Annotated in this window: 21 protein-coding genes; 10 read left to right on the top strand and 11 right to left on the bottom strand. The window is 43.1% G+C overall.

Annotation, left to right across the window (positions count from 1 at the left end; all coding sequences use genetic code 11):
• Nucleotides 1-271 precede the first annotated feature (271 nt).
• Nucleotides 272-2,065, bottom strand: coding sequence for a SulP family inorganic anion transporter (locus A1019T_RS03070; RefSeq protein ID WP_077450373.1), 1,794 nt, complete (start codon nucleotides 2,063-2,065; stop codon nucleotides 272-274).
• Nucleotides 2,066-2,298: 233 nt separating this feature from the next.
• On the opposite strand from A1019T_RS03070, the gene trxC reads away from it, so the two are divergent.
• Entirely contained in the window at nucleotides 2,299-2,736 is a 438-nt protein-coding gene (gene trxC, locus A1019T_RS03065) for a thioredoxin TrxC (protein WP_077450372.1), read from the top strand.
• 67 nt (nucleotides 2,737-2,803) lie between these two features.
• On the opposite strand, the gene A1019T_RS03060 is transcribed toward trxC, so the two are convergent.
• A complete protein-coding gene (locus A1019T_RS03060; protein WP_077450371.1) occupies nucleotides 2,804-4,102 on the bottom strand; it encodes an anhydro-N-acetylmuramic acid kinase in 1,299 nt (432 codons plus the stop codon).
• A gap of 340 nt (nucleotides 4,103-4,442) precedes the next feature.
• Here A1019T_RS03060 and tyrS point away from each other — a divergent pair, with 340 nt between their 5' ends.
• Both tyrS and A1019T_RS03050 read left to right on the top strand, forming a co-directional pair.
• Entirely contained in the window at nucleotides 4,443-5,678 is a 1,236-nt protein-coding gene (gene tyrS / locus A1019T_RS03055; protein ID WP_077450370.1) for a tyrosine--tRNA ligase, read from the top strand.
• A gap of 87 nt (nucleotides 5,679-5,765) precedes the next feature.
• Nucleotides 5,766-5,996, top strand: a complete 231-nt coding sequence (locus tag A1019T_RS03050) for a DUF1653 domain-containing protein (RefSeq protein ID WP_244156515.1) — start codon at nucleotides 5,766-5,768, stop codon at nucleotides 5,994-5,996.
• A gap of 120 nt (nucleotides 5,997-6,116) precedes the next feature.
• Here A1019T_RS03050 and A1019T_RS03045 read toward each other — a convergent pair whose 3' ends face one another.
• Nucleotides 6,117-6,740, bottom strand: coding sequence for a YceI family protein (locus tag A1019T_RS03045; protein WP_077450368.1), 624 nt, complete (start codon nucleotides 6,738-6,740; stop codon nucleotides 6,117-6,119).
• 451 nt (nucleotides 6,741-7,191) lie between these two features.
• Nucleotides 7,192-7,641: an Mpo1 family 2-hydroxy fatty acid dioxygenase gene (locus A1019T_RS03040; RefSeq protein ID WP_208608015.1), complete on the bottom strand. Its 450-nt coding sequence runs from the start codon at nucleotides 7,639-7,641 to the stop codon at nucleotides 7,192-7,194.
• Between the two features lie 324 nt (nucleotides 7,642-7,965).
• On the opposite strand from A1019T_RS03040, the gene htpX reads away from it, so the two are divergent.
• Entirely contained in the window at nucleotides 7,966-8,877 is a 912-nt protein-coding gene (gene htpX, locus A1019T_RS03035) for a protease HtpX (protein WP_077450367.1), read from the top strand.
• 113 nt (nucleotides 8,878-8,990) lie between these two features.
• On the opposite strand, the gene pnuC is transcribed toward htpX, so the two are convergent.
• Complete coding sequence (gene pnuC / locus A1019T_RS03030; protein WP_077450366.1) at nucleotides 8,991-9,728, bottom strand: nicotinamide riboside transporter PnuC; 738 nt, start codon at nucleotides 9,726-9,728, stop codon at nucleotides 8,991-8,993.
• A gap of 122 nt (nucleotides 9,729-9,850) precedes the next feature.
• Entirely contained in the window at nucleotides 9,851-10,891 is a 1,041-nt protein-coding gene (nadR, locus tag A1019T_RS03025; protein WP_077450365.1) for a multifunctional transcriptional regulator/nicotinamide-nucleotide adenylyltransferase/ribosylnicotinamide kinase NadR, read from the bottom strand.
• A gap of 513 nt (nucleotides 10,892-11,404) precedes the next feature.
• On the opposite strand from nadR, the gene A1019T_RS03020 reads away from it, so the two are divergent.
• The 6 genes from A1019T_RS03020 to epmA all read left to right on the top strand — a co-directional run bounded on the left by A1019T_RS03020 (nucleotide 11,405) and on the right by epmA (nucleotide 19,045).
• A complete protein-coding gene (locus A1019T_RS03020; RefSeq protein WP_077450364.1) occupies nucleotides 11,405-11,617 on the top strand; it encodes a PspC domain-containing protein in 213 nt (70 codons plus the stop codon).
• 387 nt (nucleotides 11,618-12,004) lie between these two features.
• Entirely contained in the window at nucleotides 12,005-12,958 is a 954-nt protein-coding gene (gene glyQ / locus A1019T_RS03015; RefSeq protein WP_077450363.1) for a glycine--tRNA ligase subunit alpha, read from the top strand.
• Nucleotides 12,959-13,042: 84 nt separating this feature from the next.
• On the top strand, nucleotides 13,043-15,136 hold the full coding sequence (gene glyS / locus A1019T_RS03010; protein WP_077450362.1) for a glycine--tRNA ligase subunit beta: 2,094 nt from the start codon (nucleotides 13,043-13,045) through the stop codon (nucleotides 15,134-15,136).
• A 329-nt stretch (nucleotides 15,137-15,465) separates the two neighbouring features.
• Nucleotides 15,466-16,797, top strand: coding sequence for an AI-2E family transporter (locus tag A1019T_RS03005; protein ID WP_077450361.1), 1,332 nt, complete (start codon nucleotides 15,466-15,468; stop codon nucleotides 16,795-16,797).
• Nucleotides 16,798-16,805: 8 nt separating this feature from the next.
• A complete protein-coding gene (locus A1019T_RS03000) occupies nucleotides 16,806-17,945 on the top strand; it encodes a 4-phosphoerythronate dehydrogenase (RefSeq protein ID WP_077450360.1) in 1,140 nt (379 codons plus the stop codon).
• 101 nt (nucleotides 17,946-18,046) lie between these two features.
• Nucleotides 18,047-19,045: an EF-P lysine aminoacylase EpmA gene (gene epmA, locus A1019T_RS02995; protein WP_077450359.1), complete on the top strand. Its 999-nt coding sequence runs from the start codon at nucleotides 18,047-18,049 to the stop codon at nucleotides 19,043-19,045.
• Nucleotides 19,046-19,049: 4 nt separating this feature from the next.
• On the opposite strand, the gene A1019T_RS02990 is transcribed toward epmA, so the two are convergent.
• The 5 genes from A1019T_RS02990 to purE all read right to left on the bottom strand — a co-directional run bounded on the left by A1019T_RS02990 (nucleotide 19,050) and on the right by purE (nucleotide 22,425).
• Complete coding sequence (locus tag A1019T_RS02990) at nucleotides 19,050-19,523, bottom strand: NAD(P)H-binding protein (protein ID WP_244156516.1); 474 nt, start codon at nucleotides 19,521-19,523, stop codon at nucleotides 19,050-19,052.
• A gap of 29 nt (nucleotides 19,524-19,552) precedes the next feature.
• A complete protein-coding gene (locus A1019T_RS13555) occupies nucleotides 19,553-19,690 on the bottom strand; it encodes an NAD-dependent epimerase/dehydratase family protein (RefSeq protein ID WP_244156514.1) in 138 nt (45 codons plus the stop codon).
• 350 nt (nucleotides 19,691-20,040) lie between these two features.
• Nucleotides 20,041-20,490, bottom strand: a complete 450-nt coding sequence (locus tag A1019T_RS02985; RefSeq protein ID WP_077450375.1) for a YaiI/YqxD family protein — start codon at nucleotides 20,488-20,490, stop codon at nucleotides 20,041-20,043.
• A 26-nt stretch (nucleotides 20,491-20,516) separates the two neighbouring features.
• On the bottom strand, nucleotides 20,517-21,710 hold the full coding sequence (locus A1019T_RS02980; protein WP_077450358.1) for a 5-(carboxyamino)imidazole ribonucleotide synthase: 1,194 nt from the start codon (nucleotides 21,708-21,710) through the stop codon (nucleotides 20,517-20,519).
• A 157-nt stretch (nucleotides 21,711-21,867) separates the two neighbouring features.
• Nucleotides 21,868-22,425 carry a 5-(carboxyamino)imidazole ribonucleotide mutase gene (gene purE, locus A1019T_RS02975; RefSeq protein ID WP_077450357.1) on the bottom strand — a complete coding sequence of 186 codons (558 nt, stop codon included), beginning with the start codon at nucleotides 22,423-22,425 and terminating at the stop codon, nucleotides 21,868-21,870.
• Between the last annotated feature and the right edge of the window lie 34 nt (nucleotides 22,426-22,459).

Here is a 22,459-nt window from a genome sequence, read left to right as displayed (position 1 = left end):
GCAAAGAAGCGTTGTAGCCGTCTGTAATTACTATTTGTCCTACCTTTGACAAATCCTCTTGCTATTTGTTTGAGGTTGCTACTTTGTACTTGTATTATCGCTAGAGTAATTAAGGCTAAACACGTCAATCTTGCCTTGTTCATGGTTAGGTTTTGCGATAATATATTTATGAGCTGATTAAGGTTTGGCATAGTGTGGTTCGTCAGAAAAATTACTATTATGCCTTGTCCTTAGTCAGCTTTTTTGTTTTTTGTCGTGTACAGAGATTGGATTATTCAAATTCTCTTTTTTGTATCGTGGGATAAATATCGTTATGTCGGTCATTATCGGTTAATAAAGTAATCGCTTGCATGGTACTCAAAAAGAGGCGCCCAGAAAGCTCAGTAATCACAGGCGTTTGTTCAATGATGTCCATCACCGGACCTTTGATAAAACTGTAATGTAAACGTTTATTAGTAGCTTTTAGTTCACGATTTAGGGTGATGAGCATCTCTTGAGCCGTAAGATCAATGTGGTTCACCGAGGACATAATCAGTACCAGCTCATGGGCTTTAGGGTGCTGGTTAAGCGCCTCTTTGATCTGGTTATAGACCGACTGACTATTTCCGAAGAAAAGACTTTCATCGACTCGCATAATCAACAGGTTGTCATAGGTAATCACATCATGGCGGTGAATGTTGCGAAAATGTTCTGTCCCCTCGAGTCGACCGACCACGGCAATATGAGGTTGGCTTGACTGCCAGATAAGACCCGCAAAAGACACAATAATACCGATTACCAAGCCCACATTAAGGCCAAATGACAGTACCCCCAGGAAGGTAGCGGCAAAGCTGAGAGCGTCTAAACGGTCTGTCTTTAAGGCTGTCTTGAAGGTCTCTACATCAATAAGGCTAAGAATAGAGGCCATAATCATTGCCCCCAAAAGCGCATAAGGGAGGGGAGCGATAATATTGCCTAAGGCTAATAAAGTGGCCACCATAATGAGCACAGTAACGAGGCTGGCCAAAGGAGTCTTAGCCCCTGAGTCGGCATTAATAGCAGTACGCGAGAAGCCACCCGCTACCGGAAAACTTTGGCTAAAGCCTCCAGCTATATTGGCCAAGCCTAGCCCTTGAAGCTCTTTATTGGCATCAAATTTCTCCCCTCGCATACGGGCATAGGTACTGGCAACCGAGCTGCTAGAGACAAACACAATTAAGGCCATTAACCCTGCGGTCGGTAATAAAGTAGCAACCTGAGACAGGGAATCAAACTTGGGCACAACCAGCATCGGTAAGCCGGAGGGGATTTCACCGATAATGCGGATACCTTGGTTTGACCACTGACCAAAATGGCTTAAGGCAATGGCGACTATGACCACCACTAAAGGAAATAAGCGCCCTACCCATTTGGCTTGGGCAGGCGGTAACCAAGACTGCCATAACCAATGACTGGCATAACGGTTTAGCATAAATAAGGTAAAACTAACGCCACCTATGATAAAGGTAGGCAGGTGAAAAGTAGTTAGTTGCGTCAATAAGCTTGTGGCATAACCTGGTAAAGTATTGCCACTAACCGCAATATTGGTCACATATTTTAATTGGCTAACAAAGATCAATACCGCGGCACCGCTAACAAAGGCTGCAGAGACGCCGCGGCTAATGAATTGCATAATCCAGCCAAGTTTGAGTTTGCCCGCGAGCCAAAGTATAAAGCCCATCATCAGTGCCAGTAAGCTGGCTAGCATGGCGTATTGCACACTGCCTTCTATGGCTAAGCCATGTAAGCTACTGGCGGTCATGATAGCGGTAATCGCCACAGCGCCAATCGCCTGGATATTACTTGAGCCAACCCAAGCATACACCAGTACCGGTATGATAGAGGCATAGATACCATAAACTGGGGGCAAGCCGGCCAATACAGCGTAGCCCAAACTTTGAGGGATAACTAAGATGCCGACCACCAGTCCTGCAATGATATCGGCGGGCAGGCGAGAGGTATCATAAGTCAATATCCACTCTGGGATTAACTTAGCAAGCCAGCTGTTATTCTCAAGACGATTAGCTGATGTTTGTTTTTCCGCCACGATAGCCTCACATTAAAGACCAGTTAACTGGAGCCGCTGATGATTACAATTGCATAGACTTGGCCTATTGAAATCCAGTTCTAAGTATCAATATATATAATTGTATAATATAACAAATTGCAGGAGAAAGATGGACTATTTGTATAAGCCAAGTGTATTTGATTGGTTTACACTGGGTTGTGAAAGTCTATCCCTAAACCGCTTATTTACAATAAATTTAAAGGTACAAAATCATGAGTAGCTCACAGTCATTACATCTGGTCTGCCCCAAGTGTGCGGCAACCAATAGAATCCCTGCTGAACGTCTGAACCAAAGTCCGGTGTGTGGTAAGTGTCAAAGCTCTTTATTGACAGCCGCTCCAGTGGTATTAACTGGTCAAACTGCCCATAAAACCATCCAAAAAAATGAGGTGTTAACCATCGTTGATTTTTGGGCAAGCTGGTGTCAGCCGTGTCATATGATGGCGCCACAATTTGAGCAAGCTGCTAAGCAGTTGCCCAACGTGGTATTTGCGAAACTACAGACTGATAAGTTTGAGCAAGCCGCTGCACCTCATGGCATTCGCAGCTTGCCAACCATGGTGGTTTTTAAAGGGGGCCAAGAAATTGCTCGACAGTCAGGGGCACTGCCGAGCAATCAGATTGTGCAATGGGTGCAGTCTTTAGCGTAACGCTGTTGGCATTACAAGCTGTCTGGGGCTGTCTTTGATTCAAGCTATCTTCGTTTATAGCTTTGGACTAGGCAAAACAAACCTGACCCAACACCACAGCTTTAGTCGCACCGGTAACGGCGGGTAGGTTACCCGTTGCGCCAATGATGGTCTGACGCGCCAACCAAGCAAACGCCATAGCTTCTACCCAAGTGGGAGCTATGCCAAACTCTTGGCTTGTGGCTACCTGCCAATCAGGCAACTGCTGGGCGATTTGGCTGATTAAATTAGGGTTATAAGCACCACCACCACAAACAATGATATTGCCAGGGGTGAGGCCTAACCGATCAGACTCGGTTTGAATGGCATCACATAAGCTTTGAGCGGTCAGCTGAGTCAAGGTGGCTTGTACTGAAGCGGCATCAATACTCTGCTCGGTCTCTGCGCTGAATTGCTCAATTTGCTGCATAAGCCAATCTAAGTTGAACTCTTCTCGACCTGTACTTTTGGGGGCATTTTGATCAAAGTAGGGGTAAGCCATAAGCTGGGCTAGCAGCTCTGAATTGACGGTGCCCGACTGTGCCCACTGGCCTGCGTCATCATAAAGGGTGGCAGAGTCAGGATGATGGCTCTGATACCAAGCATCTAGCAAAATATTTGCCGGCCCCGTGTCGTAGCCAATGACTTGGTCGGCTTGATTGCTCGGTAAGACCGTAATATTGGCAATACCGCCTAGATTCACCACAATGAGGTCTTTATCAGACTGGGTAGGGTCAGCAAATTGTGCCAAGTGAAATGCGGGCGCTAGAGGAGCCCCTTGACCGCCTACGGCCATGTCTCTACGGCGAAAGTCGCTAACCAAGCTGATGCCCGTACGTTCAGCAATAATATTGGGATCTACCAACTGCAAGCTAAAGCCTAGGTTTGGACGATGACGCACGGTTTGACCATGGCAACCAATGGCCAGGATAGCATCCGCGGTAATGCCTGACTGTTCAAGCAGTTCGTTGACGACAGTACTGGCGAATTCGGCATACTCACGGCTGGCCCAGCCAAACCATTCAAGCTCACTTTGAGGTTGCTGCTCTAAAATGGTGTTTTTTACAGGGTGCGCTAGATTAGTGATGCCATTGGGCTGACATAATGCCAATAGGGTGTCGCGTAGGTGCTCTGGAAACTGCTTGGTATGAGTGGCAACAATCTTCTCATTATCAGAGTCATCAAACTGACAAATAACTGCATCCATACCATCAAGGCTAGTTCCTGACATCATACCGATGTAATAACCAGTGTCGAAACTGTCAAAAAGAGTCTCAGATAAAGCAGACTCCAAATTTTGTAAGTCTTCTAAAGTACTATCATTAGGGGGTAATTTGGTAGGTGTCATAGGCCTGCTACATTGGTTGCAATAAAAAATAAGAGACTGTCGTAAAGCAGTGTTGCTGTTATTATAACAAAAGGCGCTTAGATAAGCTTTTTATCGCAGTTCAAAAAAGCTCTGAGTAGTAGATAGGCCGGTTCAATTGGTAAGAAAAAATCTATTTAAATAGGGATTTAAGGCTTGAACTGGATAAGGCTTTACCAAAAATGGTTATAAAACGCCCGTGAAAATAGCTTTTTGCAGCATTCTTCATTAAAATCCTAGCATTCCTTTTTTATACTCATTAACATAGTCCTGATTAGACTGTTATTTCCTATTCATTCATCACAAAATAATTGAGGCAGATATGAGCCAAGCGACGTCAGAACAATCCACTAATAACTTAAGTATTGAAGAGCAACTGGCTATTATTAAACGTGGTACTTATGAGATTTATTCAGAAGAGGATTTGATTGCTAAGCTAAAGCTAGGTCGCCCCTTAAAAATTAAAGCAGGTTTTGATCCAACAGCTCCTGACTTGCACTTAGGCCACACAGTTCTAATCAATAAACTAAAGCATTTCCAAGACTTAGGTCATGAGATCTATTTCTTAATCGGTGACTATACCGCGAAAATTGGTGACCCTTCTGGTAAAAACGCCACACGTCCACCGCTAACCGATGAACAAGTATTGGCGAATGCCAAAACTTATGCTGAGCAAGTGTTTAAAATCTTAGACAAAGACAAAACTAAGGTAGTCTTTAACTCGCAGTGGTTTAATGAAATGAGCGCTGGTGACATGATTCAATTGGCCAGTCAGCTTACTGTCTCCCGTATGTTAGAGCGTGATGATTTTGCGAAGCGCTATGCTTCACAAACTCCAATTGCCATTCACGAATTCTTATATCCTCTTGTGCAAGGTTATGACTCGATTGCTCTTGAGGCCGATGTTGAGATGGGCGGTACCGACCAAACCTTTAACCTATTGATGGGTCGTACCCTTCAAGGACGTTATGGTCATGAAGCACAAGTATGTATTACTGTGCCAATTCTAGAAGGCTTAGATGGCGTAAATAAGATGTCGAAGTCACTAGGTAACTACGTGGGTGTAGACGATGCGCCAGGCACCATGTACCAAAAACTATTGTCTATGCCAGACGACCTCATTCAGCGTTATTACGAATTCCTAAGCTTTAAACCTATGGAAGAGGTGAATGCGCTAATGAAAGAGATGGAAGAGGGACGTAACCCACAAGAGATCAAGCGCATCTTAGCAGAAGAGCTTATTGAACGTTTCCATGGAGCAGAAGCTGCAGCCAATGCTCACAAATCAGCGGGTAACGTCTTAGCTGATGGTGAGTTGCCTGTGGATTTACCAGAGGTGACTCTAGAGCTTGAAGACGGTCAAGACGCTTTGTTTATCACCCAAATCTTAAACCAAGCAGACCTGGCTAAAAACAGTGCGGCTGCCAAAGACATGCTAAAACGCAATGCGGTTAAGGTTGATGGCGAAGAGGTGAATGCAGGCTTTAGTTTAACTTCGGGTCAAACTGTGGTGATTCAGGCCGGTAAAAAAGCGTTTGCTCGAGTGACTATTGCTTAAGTTGTGCATAGAGCTTTTGTTTAGAGTGTGACATTTGGTGCTAACCAAAATACAGCCATAAATCACTAAAACAGGATGAGTAATAAAGTGACAATTAAAAGCGTACCCCAAGGCATTTACCGCCATTACAAAGGCAGTCTCTACCAAGTGCTACACACAGCGCGTCACTCAGAAACTGAGGAATCATTGGTAGTGTATCGCTGTCTTTATGGCAACTATGATGTGTGGGTACGTCCGCTTGAGATGTTTACTGAAACGGTAACCGTCGAGGGTAAAACTGTACCACGTTTTGAGCTGATTCAGGCTTTAGCGGATTAAGTTGTATTTGTTTATTGGCTTGAAAACAAAAAGGCGCCACTATTAAGTGGCGCCTTTTTTTACCCTATGCGTTATAAACTAACGTAAAATTGGCCAAAATTGGATTAAAGCTTGTGCGTATTAAGATTTTTTATTGTTCTCTTTTTTCTCGGTCTTCTTGTCGTCTTTTAGACCTGCTTCAATCTGAATCTTTAGCTTGATATCTTTCATCATACCGCCATCGGTATAAGTATTCATGCCCCATTTGGTTCTATCAATAGTAGTTTCAAAGTCACCGCCACATACTTGGGTTTCTAACATTGGGCTGTCATAGCAGTTAAAGTTGGTGGCAGTTAAAGTTACTGGGTGAGTTTGGTCAAGTAAGGTTAAGTCACCTTTAACCGCTTTCACTTTATCGCCATCAAACTGCCATTCAGTTGATTTGAAGTAGGCGGTTGGAAACTTCTCTGCATTAAAGAAATCAGCAGATTTTAGGTGCTTGTTAAAAGCTTTATTACCAGTTTCTAAGCTACCAATAGGAATAGTCACACCTACGAAACCTTTTTTCGCTTCTGGTTGGTATTGAACGATACCGGTAAGGCCATAGAAGCCACCAGCGTTAGTTGAGGTGCCAAAATGATTTACAGAAAAGCGAGCGTTGGCATGATTGGGGTCGATTTCATAAGTGGCCGCATTTCCGGCAACGCTTACTGTGCCAAGACCAACAAGTACCGCAAGGCTTAATGATTTTTTTAATAATTTCACAGTTATTTCTCCTTTAAAAGACTTTTAGTTATCAACAAAATTTGCATAAGGTGAAAAAGTTTATAGTTTTAAATTAGCTCTTTGAATTAAAGCTGAAGGTTCACTAATAAAAATTAGCTTATCAATGCTTTAATTAAACTTTTACTTATAAAGCCAAACATGGGTAATAAGTAAGGCTTACATATAGCGGTCCATAGTTTAACAAATATTTATCAATTTTTGCAGGTGTAGGAGGGCAAAACCAAATCTTTTGGTTGTCTTTTAGTTATTGGTCATCTTTTAATTAGCAGTAATAATCAGGATAGAGGAAATCACTGCAATTAGCCTAATAACTGTCAATTGAAGCCACTAATAAACTCGGAGTATATTTTTTCCGATATCATTAGTGGCATAAATATTAATAGTCTGCTTCAAAAAAGTAGATCGACTGATTCAGAGAGTAGAAAGTGATTTAGGCACTGGATTTGATTTTTTTCCCCATCAAGGTATGGGCTACCCAGGCCGGTCCAATTAATAAGAACTGTAAGTCTTCAAAGAAGGAAGGTTTCTTACCTTCAAGCTTGTGGCCAATAAACTGTCCAATCCATGCCACCACAAAGATAGCGGCCCAAGCCTTGAATCCTAAAGGAAGTAAGGCAATGGCAGCCATACTAATCAGCATGAACATACCCATAGCGATAAACAACGGGGTAGATAGGCGCAAGTAGAATATGGCCACCAGCATGGCAGCTACGATAGTGAACCAAGCCGCGACAGACATGCCCATGCCTAAAATACTCACAAAAATTGTGGGCACGCATAGCCAATGGATTTTCTTGTTAATAGGATTTTGGTGGCTAACCGCATAGTCAGCCAGCCATTGATCTAAGCTACGCTTTTCAGAGCGTTTACGTGATGCCATTCTAATGTCCTTATTAGTTAATAGGGAGTAAGTTCCCAATAGCGTATATTGCAGAGCCTTGACCCAACCAGTGACCGCGCCAAGATCTATAATGTGATTAACTTATTATTGCAATAACCTACCCTAAAGTAAACCGCTGTGTAGAAGATAGGCTTAAAGTTTATATTTTTAGCCCATAGCGGATGATATAAGCAAAGAAAATATTGAATTTTTAGCCCAAAGACCCCATTTAAGTTAGTCATGACAGTTGCAAAGTGGGGCTTAGATTTTAGGTAATAATAAGTTCCTTATTGCTTCTCAAATATATTTAAAGGAAGTTAACGTATGATGCGTATTGGCCTGTTTTTATTAACCAACTTAGCAGTGCTGGTGGTCTTCGGCATTGTTTTTAGTATTTTGTCGGCCTTTTTTGGTCTCGGCTCTGTCCACGGTGCCGGAGGCATAAACTTTGGTAGCTTAGCGGTAATGTGTGCCATTTACGGCATGGTAGGCTCGATGGTGTCACTACTGCTATCTAAGTGGATGGCCAAAAGATCAACAGGGACAGTGGTCATTGAACAGCCTCGTAATGCTACTGAAAAGTGGCTTGTAGATACCGTAGCAAAGCAAGCCAAAGCAGTAAAAATTGATATGCCTGAAGTGGGCATTTTTGACAATGCTCAGCCCAATGCTTTTGCTACTGGGTGGAACAAAAACAAAGCCCTAGTCGCTGTGTCATCAGGTCTACTACACACCATGACTCCTGATGAAGTCGAGGCAGTATTGGCCCATGAAATTGGTCACGTGGCCAATGGTGATATGGTAACGTTGGCTTTGATTCAAGGTGTGGTTAACGCCTTCGTGATGTTCTTCGCCCGTGTCGTTGGAAGCTTCGTCGATAGAGTGGTTTTCAAAAATGAGGACGGTCCAGGGATTGGTTACTTTGTGACCAGTATTGTGATGGATATCTTACTGGGCTTCTTAGCTTCAGCGATTGTAATGTGGTTCTCAAGAAAACGTGAATTCCGTGCTGATGAAATGGGAGCGAAGCTGGCTGGCCGTGAGAAAATGATCAGTGCTTTAGATGCGCTGCGCCCTGCAGAACAGCGTCCGGATCAAATGCCAGAGAATATGAAAGCTTTTGCTATCTCAGCTGGTCAATCACAAAGCTTCAGTATTGCTAACTTTTTCCGTTCGCATCCTACATTAGATGATCGTATTGCTGCTTTAAAAGACTACAATCCTAGCAAAGCTTAATAGGTTCAATAGTTAATTAAGCTATAAAGCAAAGCCTAACAAGATAGAATTTAACACAAAAAAATACCGCGAATAATCGCGGTATTTTTTATTTAAATAAAACTGTTTAATAGCTAAGCGGCTTCTGCTGCACTGCGCTGCCACTCATATAAACCAATAAAAGAGTTAATCTGATACACCATGGTCTGAATAGCGAAGATGTAATTGCCTGTCATTAGGTTAACGATTAACCACACGAAGTTTACTGCAATCCAAATCCACCAGTTAAAAGAATAGCGCAGGATCATTGTGGCTTGAGCAGTAATTGAAAGCACAAAGGCGAAGACATTAATCCAATAAAAATCTATCATGCCTAAAAACTGGCTACCATCATCTTGAACCACAGCATAGCCTTTTTGGGCCAACCAATCGTTAACTATAGGGAACATGGCCAGACCAATGGCAATGAAGGCTAGAGTAACCAACCAAACCCATTTTGTGGCGGATTTTGGCACCATGTTGCCATCAGGATCTGTGTTTTTTGACCAATAAAAAAGACCATAAGCATGAGTAAAGAAGTTAAATAAGGGCGCCAGCATCAGGCCGACAGCCCCTGAAGTTCCTTGCACCACAACCTCTCCGGCAGTTGCCAGCATGCCTAAACCATTGCCCATGACATTTCTGCGAAAAGACAAAGACACCACGCAGCCTAAACCTACTAGAGAAACCCCTAAATAAAACCAATCTAATTGGGTATGCTCTGTGGTCAGCCAAAAGCCAGAGCTTAGCGCAATCACACCGAAGATGAACCAGGCTATAATCCATTGTAAGGCCCACTTTCCAGTGAGGTTATCGAGTAGTTTGATACGCATGTTAGTCCTTAATGTGAAAGGTTAGCAACTAGGTTTGGGCAAGGTCTGTGTGGTTTTTATCCATACAGACTTAGATAAATCTTATACCAGTTTTAAGGATAAGCTATTTATTTATGACCAGTTTATTTATTAAAAACATGCTGGTCAATATAGGCGATAGCCTCTTGATAGCGCTGGAAATAATCGGGACTAGTAATTCGATGCGTTTCGATATTATGACGCTCAAATAGGGCGGTTAGTCTGTCTTCAAAACGTTCACGAGCACTTTGGCTGCCCAAAGAGCGCATACCGTCATCTACCCAAGGCGTGTTGTTGGCCAAAAAGAGTGTATGGTCAAAGCGGAATTCTTCGATGCAAGCGGTGACGAAAGGATGAGTACGTCCCTCGTATTCTTCACAAAAGGCTTGGGTGGTCACAAAGTCAGTATCGACAAGGGTGATTGGAGATTGCGCTTGGTACATGGTCTCACGCATGGCTTGGGCATGATCTAAAGCGATGGGACCGTAATCACTATATTGCAGCCCTTCTTCTGTGCCACCAAGGTCAGTACCGACATACAGCCTGCCCATCTCTAACACCAAATCAGCCCCATAATAGTTGGCCAATTTATGGGCCAAAGTGGTTTTTCCAGAGCTTTCGCCACCAACAATAGCCACTGTACGGGTGTAGTTGCCACGGGCTTCAGGATGGATAATATCCCAGTTAGCGATTGGGTTATAGTGAATGGCGGTACTGTCAAACTCGGGATGAAGCGGGGTGGTGGTGACCTCAATATTTAAGGCTGAAGTCACGGCAGGCTTCGATAAAGGGTGCCCTTCTGTGACCAGCAGAACATTGTCACTATCAATGGCAAACTTGTCTTGGATGTAATCAATCTTAGCATTATAGGCATCGATATTGATGGTAATGTCTTCGATACTGTCATGCACGGGAAAGGAGAAATCATCACAAGTATGAATTTTAATAAAAGGCAAGTCACTACAGGCCATTTGCAGCCAACGCGCTTTATCTTGCAGTGTTACCGGAAATCTAGGGTTGGGATTAGGGTGCTGGGTAATGACAATGTGCAATATCTCAACGATTGATGAAGCATGCAAAATGCTACGAATATGTCCTAAATGAAGAGGCTCAAAGTGGCCAATCATCAGTCCTGATTTTTGCATAATAAAATCCTTAGTGGCTTAACTTACTTAGCTTTAATAATTTAACTTTATTGATTTGAAAGTCATTTAATTTGAAAGCCATTTAAATAGTTATTTAGGTGGTCTGGTTTGATAAATCGGTCAGTGTGTATTAGTTAGTTTTTATCCGTTGTAAGTCATTATACTCTGTAGCACTCAGCGGGGTTGTAATGAGCAGGAGGCAGAAACTTAAATTAAAATAATTGTTGTTAAAATAATAAGTTACACATACTCACACTGCGATTTTATTCATAGTTTTCAGCAAAGGTTTTAGTATAAAGTTACAAAGACAGGGTAAAGTCTAAACAGCAATATTGTTAATCAGCGCTATAATAATATAAGTTAGATTCATTAGGGTAGATATAAGCTCGACTGTAACAAACTTATAGAATAGCACAGCCAACCCTTATTTCCTTTATTGATTTGTTGCCTGTTATTTTTTACAGGTCATTTGGCAGTTTGTTACCGTGTCATTTTAGAAAGGAGAAAGTTGTAATGGCAAGACTAAATAAATTACATCGTTCACGTAATCATCGCATGATTGCTGGCGTTATGGGCGGAATCGCTGAGTATTTTGGCTGGTCTCCTAATTTGACCCGTATCTTGTTTGTTATTATCTCTACTGCCAGTGCCGCCGTTCCAGGTATTTTGATTTACTTAATCCTATGGCTCATCATGCCAAAAGCCACTGCAGACTCTTACGTTTAATTTATCTTTAAGCAAAGAGACTGCCTAAGCACAGAGACTTATCAGGATATTAGCCAACGCGTAATATCCTGAAACATTACTATAACCTCGGACATTATAAAAAAATATATAATAAGATAGTTAAAAAAGATAATTACAAAGTATAACTACAATAAGATGAGTGGCCACCTGTTGACCACGATAGCATGCTTTTCCTCCTGCCTAGATGGGCTACCATCTAGGTATTTTTTTGTCTATCATTTGCATCATTTCGACTTACAATATAGATAAAATAGCGTTTTTTTAGTAAGGTGAGCGTATTAAAGTACACCCTTAAAAAAATTGACTCTAAGCGGTCACATTCGACTGGCTTATTCATCCCTATTTTCATTAAAACGTGGCGACATTATGACTTTTCAACAATTGATTTTGACTTTGCAAACTTATTGGGCAGAAAAAGGCTGTGTGGTTCTACAACCTTACGATATGGAAGTGGGCGCAGGGACCTTTCACACGGCAACATTTTTGCGTTCTTTAGGCCCAGAGGTGTGGAACGCCACTTATGTCCAGCCTTCACGTCGCCCAACCGATGGTCGTTATGGAGACAACCCTAACCGCTTACAACATTATTATCAGTTCCAAGTGGTTATGAAGCCAAACCCACCAAATATTCAAGAGCTTTATTTAGGCTCTTTAGAGGCGATTGGGATTGATACCTTGACCCATGATGTACGCTTTGTCGAAGACAACTGGGAATCTCCTACTTTAGGCGCTTGGGGCTTGGGCTGGGAAGTCTGGTTAAATGGTATGGAAGTGACTCAGTTCACTTACTTCCAGCAAGTGGGCGGTCTTGAGTGCTTCCCTGTAACTGGTGAAATTACTTATGGTCTTGAACGTCTAGCGATGTATATTCAGGGTGTGGATAGCGTCTATGACCTGGTTTGGACCGATGGCGAATTCGGTAAAGTGACCTATGGCGATGTGTTCCATCAAAATGAGGTGGAGCAGTCGACTTATAACTTTGAACACGCTGACGTGCCTAAGATGTTCGATCTATTTAATTTCTATGAAGAGCAAGCAGATAAGTTGGTAGCAGCAGATCTACCTTTACCTGCCTATGAGATGGTTTTAAAAGCGTCGCATACCTTTAACCTCCTTGATGCCCGTGGTGCAATTTCAGTGACTGAGCGTCAACGCTTTATTTTAAGAGTGCGTACTTTAGCTCGTAAAGTAGCGCAAGGTTATGTTCAAGCACGCGCTAAGTTGGGTTTCCCGTTGGCAGATGAGACGCACAAAGAGGCAGCCTTGAATAAGTATTTGCCAAAAGATGAGAGCACTGCGGATGAGAAAGCCGACAAATAATCTTTTAGAGTGATTTGTTACAAGCTTTCATACGGTATCGATAGCCTATAAATATTTATAACATCTTCCAAAATAGAGAATTTCATGAGTACAATTTTATTTGAACTAGGTAGTGAAGAGCTGCCACCAAAAAGCCTAAAGCCTTTACGTGATTCATTACAAGCGAGCGTTGAAACTCAATTACAAGACGCTAATATCAGCTATGACCACTTAAAGGTTATGGCGGCCCCTCGTCGCTTGTCCCTATTGATTGAGGGAATCAGTGATAAGCAGCCCGATCGTGTAGAGCAAAAGCGCGGTCCTGCAGTGAAGGCGGCTTACGATGCCGAAGGTAAACCTACGCGTGCTGCTGAAGGTTTCGCCAAAGGCTTGGGGGTTGATGTCAGCGAGCTGATGACCATTGAAACCGATAAAGGCGACTACATCGGCTATGAATTGACTGTTCAAGGTCAAGAAACCACTGAACTGTTGCCTAATATTTTCCAAAATGCTTTAGATAATTTACCTATTGCTAAGCGTATGCGCTCAGGTGCCAGCCGTGAAGAGTTCGTACGTCCTGTAAAATGGTTGGTACTAATGCAAGATGACCAAGTTATTGAAGCTTCTATTCAAGGTCTACAGGCAGGCAACCAGACTTTAGGTCACCGTTATCACTCACCACAGCCTATCGTGATAGCGCATGCCAAGGATTATGAAAGCATCCTTGAAGCGAATAAGGTTATCGTTGACTTTGACCGTCGCCAACAGTTAATCGTTGAAGGGGTTAAAAAGCTGTCTGCTGAAGTAAATGCTGAAGCCATTGTGCCTCAAGATTTACTAGATGAAGTGACGGCATTGGTTGATCTGCCAGTGGCTTTACGCGCAAGCTTTGAAGAGCGCTTTTTACAAGTGCCACAAGAGGCTTTGATTAGCACCATGCAGGCGGATCAAAAGTACTTCTGTTTGACCGATAAAGAAGGCAAGCTACAGCCTTACTTTATCTTTATTAGTAATATTGAGTCAAAAGATCCCAGCCAAGTGGTCAGTGGTAACGAAAAGGTAGTGCGTCCTCGTTTGGCCGATGCGGAGTTCTTCTTCTTACAAGACCAAAAGCAGCCACTTATCGAAATGTCAGAAAACCTAAAAAATCTGGTATTCCAAGATAAGCTGGGCACCATTTGGGAAAAATCTGAGCGTATTGCTAAGCTGGCTGCAATTATTGCGACCACCTTCAAAGAGCAAAGTATTGACGGCTACTCAGACATTGATGTTGAGCAAACCAAACGAGCCGCCCTGCTGTCAAAAGCAGACTTAACCAGTACTTTAGTGGGCGAGTTCCCAGAGCTTCAAGGTATTGCTGGAACTTATTATGCGCGCTTAAATGGCGAGCCTGAGACCATAGCTGCGGCGATTGAAGAGCAGTACTTGCCTAAGTTTAGCGGTGATGTGTTGCCAAAAACCCCCATTGGTATTTGTTTGGCCTTAGCCGATCGTCTAGATACTTTAGTAGGAATCTTTGGTATTGATCAAGCCCCAACAGGATCAAAAGACCCATTCAGTCTACGTCGCTCAGCCATTGGGGTACTGCGTATCTTAATTGAGAAAAAGCTGCCTATTAACTTAAAAGAGCTAATCGAACAAGCGGTTGAGAACTATCAAGGTAAGCTTGCAGATGACCAAAAAACTTTGACTCAAGTTATGGCATTTATCAACTCACGCTATCGTGCCATGTATACTGAGCAAGGTATCAGTGTCGATAGTATTCAAGCGGTATTGGCTATCAATCCGAACCAGCCTCTAGATTTCGACCAGCGTCTACAGGCGGTGAATGAATTCCATAACTTGCCACAAGCCGCAACTTTGGCAGAGATTAACAAGCGTGTTGCCAATATCTTAGCTAAATCAGAGGGTGAAGTGGGGCAGTCAGTTAATGAGTCGGTATTGGCTGAAGAAGCTGAGAAAACCTTGTATCAAGCGTTAACTGTCGCCAAGACAGAAGTGGCTCCTTTGCAGGCTGAAGCTAAATACAATCAAATCTTGCAGTCGCTGGCTACCCTAGAGGCACCTTTGACAGGTTTCTTCGACAATGTCATGGTAAATAGTGAAGATGAAGCCTTAAAAGCAAACCGCTTAGCCTTGTTAAAGCAAGTACGCGAGTTATTCTTAACTGTGGCCGATGTCGGTGAGTTACAGATCTAGTTTAGAGGGTTTATTCCTGAACTCATTTCTGAGCTATCGCCTATTGGGCAACTAAAATTAAGGGCATAACGTTTTTGCGTTATGCTCTTTTTTAGCAATTATAAAAGCAGTAACTCATCTGTCTAAACTTCCCAGATCTCGAATCAATCAGAGATTAAGAAGGGCTGATAATAATCTGGCAAAGTCTGTCTTATCGAGGGAGCGATTGGCATAAATATTGTAAGTAAAAGTTACAAGTTAACATTACTTATTATTAAAGTCTTGTCGCATAATAGAGTAGCTTGGACTTCTCTAGATTTCATATTACGTTACTTGGATATGCGCTTGTTATGATTGAAAATTGGACACGGGAGCGGGTCACACAGCGAGTGCTGACAGCTACTTTATTGGTGATACTATTCATTCTTTGCTTTAGAGTGGTGCAGTTTTTTATTGTACCCGCTCTATGGGCTGCTATTTTGGCCTACGTGACCTTTCCTGTTTATAATTTCTTTCATCAAAAAGTTAAACTTAGCCCCAATATCAGTGCCGGTATCATGACTATCAGCATATCGCTGATGCTTGGGGTGCCTATTGTGCTTGGTCTTTTTGTGCTGCAACAAGAGGCGGTCAACTTATACAGTAATTTACTGTACAGAATCAAAGTAGGCTACGTTGATTTGCCTGAAGAAATTAAGAATATACCAGTAATAGGACAGCAAGTTAAAGATATCTTGTGGCAGATTAACAAAGACCCAGAGGCTTCTCTTAGTGCTTTTCGGGCTTGGTTGCAGTCACATTTGTATTATGGAAAAGTCGCTCTAGACGTTGCCTTTAGTACCATGGCCAAGATGGGTATGGCTTTGATGACCATCTTTTTCTTTTACCGCGATGGTATTAGTTTGATGAAGCAAATTCGTCAGGCGCTGCGAAATATTATTGGCAACCGTATTGATGATTATATTGATTCGGTAGGCTCAACCACTCAGGCAGTGGTTTACGGGATTGGTTTAACCGCATTGGCCCAAGCCATATTGGCAGGTATTGGTTATTACGTCGCAGGGGCGCCTAGTCCTATCTTATTGACCTTGATGACCTTCGTTGTGGCGCTAATTCCCTTTGGTACCCCTTTTGCTTGGATGGGTGTGTCTATTTGGCTATTGACTCAAGGGCACACCGCTGAAGCTATTGGTTTGGCACTGTGGGGGATGTTGGTGATTAGTTGGGTTGACAACCTTATCCGTCCCATTGTCATCTCTGGTGCTACCAAAATTCCCTTTATCATTATCTTTATTGGGGTATTGGGCGGTTTAACGGCCTTTGGCTTTGTGGGCTTATTTATTGGACCTGTGGTATTAGCCATTGCCTTAGCTGTATGGCGTGAGTGGATTAATCAACATCGCAATGTTATTTTTGCACCCTACTATACCAAGCTAAACCAACATCAGTGGAAGCCTGCAGACCGTCCCATGTCCTTTGAAATATCTCCAGAGGTGGTTTCGTTTAGCAAGTATCCGTTTGCTGATTCAGCGCTGCATGGGGCAGATAAAGTGGATTCAATCAGTAATGATAACTGTAGCGAACACATAAGCAATAAAAAACCACACCTGCCAGAGAGCAGCGAGACGCAGTCAGACGAGGCGACCGAGCAAAAATCGCCCCCTCATTCAGATAAGGATTAGTATCTATCATGCTCACTATACTTGCGGATAGTAATATTGCCCATCTACACGATTATTTTAATGAACACATTTTGCAGCAGCCGATTAACGTCATTGCCGTAGCAGGACGTGATATTGATGCCACAATGATCGCCGAGTACCAACCGGATGCCTTATTAATCCGCTCAGTTACTCCGATTAATGCTGAGCTTTTAAAAGATAACGACAGCGTAAAATATGTGGGCTCTGCCACTATTGGTACTGATCATGTTGATCAAGATTATCTACGTGAGCGAGGTATTTACTTTTCAAATGCCGCAGGTTGCAGTAAGCATTCGGTAGCGCAGTATGTGTTGACCGCTATTTTTAATCTGCGTCCGCAGTATTGGGGCGGTAATAACTCTGATATTACTGACAGTCAAACTGTTCCTATCAAACTGGGTATTATTGGCCTAGGCAATATAGGTAGTACTTTAGCGGGCTATGCAGCAGACCTAGGTTGGCAGGTTCTCGGCTATGATCCTTTATTACCAGCGTCAGATATTAATAATGCCAGCTTTGAGCAAGTATTGAGTGAAAGCGATGTGATTAGCCTGCATGTGCCCCTAACTCGAGCTACAGATAGCGATTATTCGACCTATCATTTGATAGATAAGCAAGCATTGGCAAAAATAGCTAATACCACGATATTGATAAATTCAGCGCGTGGGCCAGTGATTAGCGAAGCAGATTTACTGAGCGATTTTGAGAGAAACCCTCAGCGCCAAGTGGTGCTGGATGTATTTGAGCATGAGCCGGTTGTTTCCGCTGAGCTTCTCAATCAGTTAGCCATTGCCACCCCACATATTGCTGGATACACGCTTGAAGGCAAACTGCGTGGCACTCAAATAATTTTTGATGAGTTTTTAACTGTCTTTGGTCCTCAAGGGTTAGGAGATGTAGCCGTAGAGGCTGTATATTTGATGGATGAGCTGTTACCAGAGAATCCGTATCGCTGGCAGCAGTTAAAACAGGCGCCAGAGCAGCTGGCTAAATTTTATGATATTAAAGCCGATGATGCTTTGTTAGGAGAAAGTGTTGATAATGAAGCTCAAGCCGTACTAGCTGAAAAGTTTGATGGTCTGCGTAAAAATTATGCGCTGCGCCGTGAGTGGCTGTTTGAGCGTTAACAGTTTTATGCTCGTCTTTTAAAGTCTTCCCTGACTCAATAGATTTTCAAACGGGGCCCTTAATTGGGCCTTATTTAATATAAGTACATTAAGAGTAAGCCATGTCTAATTCCTCTACTACTGAAAACCAGGACTATCAAAGCTATGCGCCTTCAATGAGCTTAGAAATGGCGGTTAAGCGGGCTCAACTTATGGCGCAAATTCGTCAGTTCTTCGCAGAACGTGAAGTACTTGAAGTGCAGACCCCGTTGATGTCTCAGGCGGGCAATACCGATGTCTTTGTGCCATCGATATCGACCAATGTCACAGTAAAAGATAAGCCACAAACCCATTATCTACATACCTCTCCTGAATTCGCAATGAAGCGAATGCTGGCGAGTTGGAAAGTAGCAATTTATCAAATTTGTTCGGTATTTCGAGATAATGAAGTTGGCAGTCGTCACAATAGCGAATTTACCATGCTTGAGTGGTATCGCCCTAGTTTTGACCTTAAAGCACTGGCTGCTGAACTGTCAGATTTATTGGCCGCAGTTTATGGACAGCCACAAACTTTGGTTGAATATAGTTACAGCCAAGCGTTTATGGATTATGTTGGGCTTAATCCGCTGACAGCAAACCTTGAGTCATTGATAGAGGTAGCAGCTGAGCATGGCTTCGCTGGCTTAGATTTGGGCGAAGACCGTCAGGGTTGGCTAGATGTGTTATTCAGCCACTTGGTTGAACCTAACCTCGGGTTTCAGTCGCCGACACTGATTACGGACTACCCGCCTGCGACCGCTGCTTTGGCTAAAGTAGAAAAGGATAAAACAGGCAACGACGTTGCCAAGCGCTTTGAGCTGTATATCAATGGCATTGAGATTGCCAATGCTTATGATGAGCTGGCAGATGGAGCTGCGCTACAAGCCCGATTTGAAGCGGACAATGAAGAGCGAGCTCAACGCGGCCTACCTATAATGCCCATTGATGAGCATCTGTTAGCCGCCTGTGATCATCTGCCAGCGTGTAGTGGGATTGCCTTGGGCATAGACAGACTGCTAATGGTTGTCACAGGGGCTAAAAGCATTGATGAAGTTATTGGCTTTGGTATTGGTCGGGCCTAAGCCATTAGCCGATATTTGCTACAGCCTCAGTAATGTCAGTGTCACCATTTTGAATGCTAAGTACTTTTTTAAAGGTATTTTCTGCTGTCAATACTGCCACCAAAGTAGCAGCCACATCTTTAATGGCATTTTCACCTTCGGAGTCTGCATTAATGGTAATTTTGCCTGTGGATTCGCGTTCTTTTAACGCACTGGCTTGAACAATAGTGTAATTCAAAGTACTGTTCTTAACCAAATATTGGTCAGCATAATGCTTAGAGAGATAGTAGTCTTTTAACTCATTGATACCTGGCAGAGTCCACTTGCTAGTGTCTAACAAGAATACCGTGCTCAGCATGATATAGCATGTCAGACCCTTAATTTGAGCGGCTTGCATGGTCTTAACTGCGCCATGTAAATCCACTTCTAATACCGCTTTGCCTCCTGAGCCTGCTATGAAATAGACGGCATCAAAGTTACCCGCTATTTGTTTGGCAATATCTTCTTTGTCGGCAGTTAGATCTAATTTCAGATGAGTGTAATTTTCATTCTCGAATAAACGTTATCATCTCGTGAAGTGCCGGTTACTTTATGGCCTTTTTCTAAAAGTTGTTGTACCAATTCAGAGCCCACTCGACCACTGGCGCCAATGACTAAAATATTCATAAATACTTTTCTATTATTGTTTCTAGTTGTTTTTAATTCTTTAGCTCTATATAGCTAATTGGATGCCGTGTACGTCAGCATTAATTCACAATAGCTAGGGTATCAATAATAGCGATGTTATTGGGTGAGAGGTTGTAGACAACACACTAGAGATTGGTTGCAGAGTGTATAGGCTTTGCAAGTCGATAGCCGACAATCAGTATCAATAATAGGAACTGGCTAACAATGGGGAATGAGGTAGGTGTTAAGAGATATTAAGCAACATTAAGCAAAGATAGGCGACTCAACAAATAAATTCAGAGCCAGTAAGGTAAAATTAGCCGTATTGAAAAAATTAGTGCGCTAAAAGCTTAGCGCACTAATTTATTTAACCCATCAGCAAACTGCTTTTTATCTTTATCAGAGTAGGGCTTTTGACCGCCCATTTGAGTTAAATCAAGCACTCCTGTTGAGCGCATAGTATCCATAAAGTCGCGGGCATTTAGTTTTTGCTTGATATTGTTTTTGTCATAGATAAGGCCGTGTGGGGTGAGCACCTGCCCGCCATTATCGAGCACATCATTGGCCAGAGGAATGTCACTGGTAATTACTAGATCACCAGGAGCGACATTATCAGCAATGTAGTCATCGGCGACATCAAAACCTGAGCCGACCACTTTCATGGTGATAAGCGGTGACTTACGCACTTTGATGGGCTGATTGGCCACAAAAATAGCCGGGGTATTGGTGCGTATCACGGTTTTGGTGATCAGGTCTTTCACCACCAAAGGGCAAGCATCGGCATCAATCCAGATGGTCATACCGCTATTTGAGGTATTACTCATTACTAAAGACCCATTTTGTTGGGTAGAATAGCTATTAACTGCTCCAATGCGCCTTCAAGCTTAGCCACATCATTTGGCATCAGGGTAATGTGGGCAATCTTACGATCGGGACGCTCTTCTTTGTGGTAAGTATGATAGTGAGCGCCATCAATGGCCAATACATCAGCTAGATTTGGATACTCGCCCAATACGTTAACCATCACTGAAGGGTAAACGTTATCGGTATCACCAAGGGGTAATCCGACCACAGCACGTACGTGGTTCTCAAACTGACTGGTAACCGCGCCCTCAATGCTCCAATGTCCTGAGTTATGCACACGAGGCGCAATCTCATTGGCTAGAATAACGTCTTTGCCGTTCTCATCTTTACTCACAAACAGCTCAAGCGCCATAGTTCCCACATAATCCAAATGGGTCATTAAAGTTTCAATGGCTTTTTTTGCTTCAGGTAACAAATGACTGGTGCCCACAGCGGGAGCGTGAGAGGTGGCTAAAATACCGGTATGATGATTGTTTTCGACCAAGTCATAAGTACGGATTGACCCATCTTGAGCACGGGTGGCAATGATAGATACTTCACGGCTAAAGTTAATAAACCCTTCAGCAATCAACGGAGCTGGGGTAGAGGTTAGATTGCCCTTACCACTTACTGCATCACCCAATATTTTCCAAGCTTCTGTGATATCAGCTTCAGTTTTAACCACAAACTGACCTTTGCCATCGTAGCCGCCTCGGCTGGTTTTTAATACCAAAGGCAATCCAAGCTGATCACTGGCAGCTTTAAGCTCTGCTTTTGAGCTAACGCTCATAAACGGAACGGTTTTAATATCAAGCTCATTAAACAAGCTTTTTTCACTTAAGCGGTCTTGAGCCACCTCCAGAGCTTGCGGAGGTGGGAACATGCCTTGTTTCTTACCCGACTCAGACAGCTGTTTTAAGCGGGCTACGGTCTCTGCTGGGGTGTTTTCAAACTCTAAAGTAAAGACATCTGCTGCAGCAATAAAGTCTTCAAGCTGTTCACTACTGAATACTTGGCCATACAAAGACGCAGGACAATTTGGCGCATCTTCCAAAAAAACACAACGATAACCTAACGGTAAGGCGGCAGCGGCCAGCATCATACCGAGTTGACCGCCACCAAGGATACCAATAGTGCGGATGGTTTGGGCTACAGGATAAGCATTAGCTGTGGTCATATTCGGCTCTTAATACAGTTAAAGGGGATAAAAAAATAATAAAGTAAATATAACGTAATGGGTCAATACAAAGCAGATAAAAGAGGATTGTAAAAACAAAAAGGTGCTAATAGCACCAATTTGTTAAAAAACTACTAATCACTCAAGTATAGCAAAATTAGCTATTGATTACGCCAGGTGTCGGGCTAGCTAAGACAGTCTCAGTTTGGTTTTGACGGAACTCTGCTAGTTGTTTGGCTAGAGCTTCATCTTGTAGGGCTAAGATCTGAATGGCCAATAAAGCTGCGTTATAAGCCCCCGCTGTGCCAATGGCTAAAGTGCCTACAGCAATGCCTTTGGGCATTTGTACAATAGACAGTAGGCTGTCCCAGCCACTTAGGGTCGAGGATTTAACGGGCACCCCTAAGACGGGTAGCTCAGTTTGACTGGCACACATACCAGGCAGGTGAGCGGCACCACCCGCACCAGCGATGATGACTTGTAAGCCTTTGTTTTTAGCAGACTTGGCATAATCAAATAGTTTATCAGGAGTACGGTGCGCTGAAACCACTTCGCATTCAAAGGGCACACCAAAGTCTGCCAATAATTGTACGCCCAAACTCATGGTGGCCCAATCCGATTGTGAGCCCATGATAATCCCTACTTTTGGCGCGCCAGCTGGAGATTTAATTGGCCCAAGAGGGGCTTCTTGCAATTTGGTTGTGGCATTTGCCATGGCTTGAGTTTCCTTGCAAAAAACATTCATCATA

The organism is Psychrobacter piechaudii (genome assembly GCF_900162825.1).
Lineage (GTDB): Bacteria > Pseudomonadota > Gammaproteobacteria > Pseudomonadales > Moraxellaceae > Psychrobacter > Psychrobacter piechaudii.
The sequence above is the reverse complement of the archived record's forward strand: the minus strand, read 5'-3'. Positions and strand labels throughout refer to the sequence as shown.

Excerpts from the sequence above, each read along its gene's own strand:
- A1019T_RS03040 (WP_208608015.1), bottom strand. The coding sequence starts at position 7,641 with ATGGCATCACGTAAACGCTCTGAAAAGCGTAGCTTAGATCAATGGCTG.
- epmA (WP_077450359.1), top strand. The coding sequence starts at position 18,047 with ATGTCTAATTCCTCTACTACTGAAAACCAGGACTATCAAAGCTATGCG.
- purE (WP_077450357.1), bottom strand. The coding sequence starts at position 22,425 with ATGGCAAATGCCACAACCAAATTGCAAGAAGCCCCTCTTGGGCCAATT.
- htpX (WP_077450367.1), top strand. The coding sequence starts at position 7,966 with ATGATGCGTATTGGCCTGTTTTTATTAACCAACTTAGCAGTGCTGGTG.
- pnuC (WP_077450366.1), bottom strand. The coding sequence starts at position 9,728 with ATGCGTATCAAACTACTCGATAACCTCACTGGAAAGTGGGCCTTACAA.
- A1019T_RS03020 (WP_077450364.1), top strand. The coding sequence starts at position 11,405 with ATGGCAAGACTAAATAAATTACATCGTTCACGTAATCATCGCATGATT.
- A1019T_RS03005 (WP_077450361.1), top strand. The coding sequence starts at position 15,466 with ATGATTGAAAATTGGACACGGGAGCGGGTCACACAGCGAGTGCTGACA.
- tyrS (WP_077450370.1), top strand. The coding sequence starts at position 4,443 with ATGAGCCAAGCGACGTCAGAACAATCCACTAATAACTTAAGTATTGAA.
- trxC (WP_077450372.1), top strand. The coding sequence starts at position 2,299 with ATGAGTAGCTCACAGTCATTACATCTGGTCTGCCCCAAGTGTGCGGCA.
- A1019T_RS13555 (WP_244156514.1), bottom strand. The coding sequence starts at position 19,690 with ATGAATATTTTAGTCATTGGCGCCAGTGGTCGAGTGGGCTCTGAATTG.
- glyS (WP_077450362.1), top strand. The coding sequence starts at position 13,043 with ATGAGTACAATTTTATTTGAACTAGGTAGTGAAGAGCTGCCACCAAAA.
- A1019T_RS02985 (WP_077450375.1), bottom strand. The coding sequence starts at position 20,490 with ATGACCATCTGGATTGATGCCGATGCTTGCCCTTTGGTGGTGAAAGAC.
- nadR (WP_077450365.1), bottom strand. The coding sequence starts at position 10,891 with ATGCAAAAATCAGGACTGATGATTGGCCACTTTGAGCCTCTTCATTTA.
- A1019T_RS03060 (WP_077450371.1), bottom strand. The coding sequence starts at position 4,102 with ATGACACCTACCAAATTACCCCCTAATGATAGTACTTTAGAAGACTTA.
- glyQ (WP_077450363.1), top strand. The coding sequence starts at position 12,005 with ATGACTTTTCAACAATTGATTTTGACTTTGCAAACTTATTGGGCAGAA.
- A1019T_RS02980 (WP_077450358.1), bottom strand. The coding sequence starts at position 21,710 with ATGACCACAGCTAATGCTTATCCTGTAGCCCAAACCATCCGCACTATT.
- A1019T_RS03000 (WP_077450360.1), top strand. The coding sequence starts at position 16,806 with ATGCTCACTATACTTGCGGATAGTAATATTGCCCATCTACACGATTAT.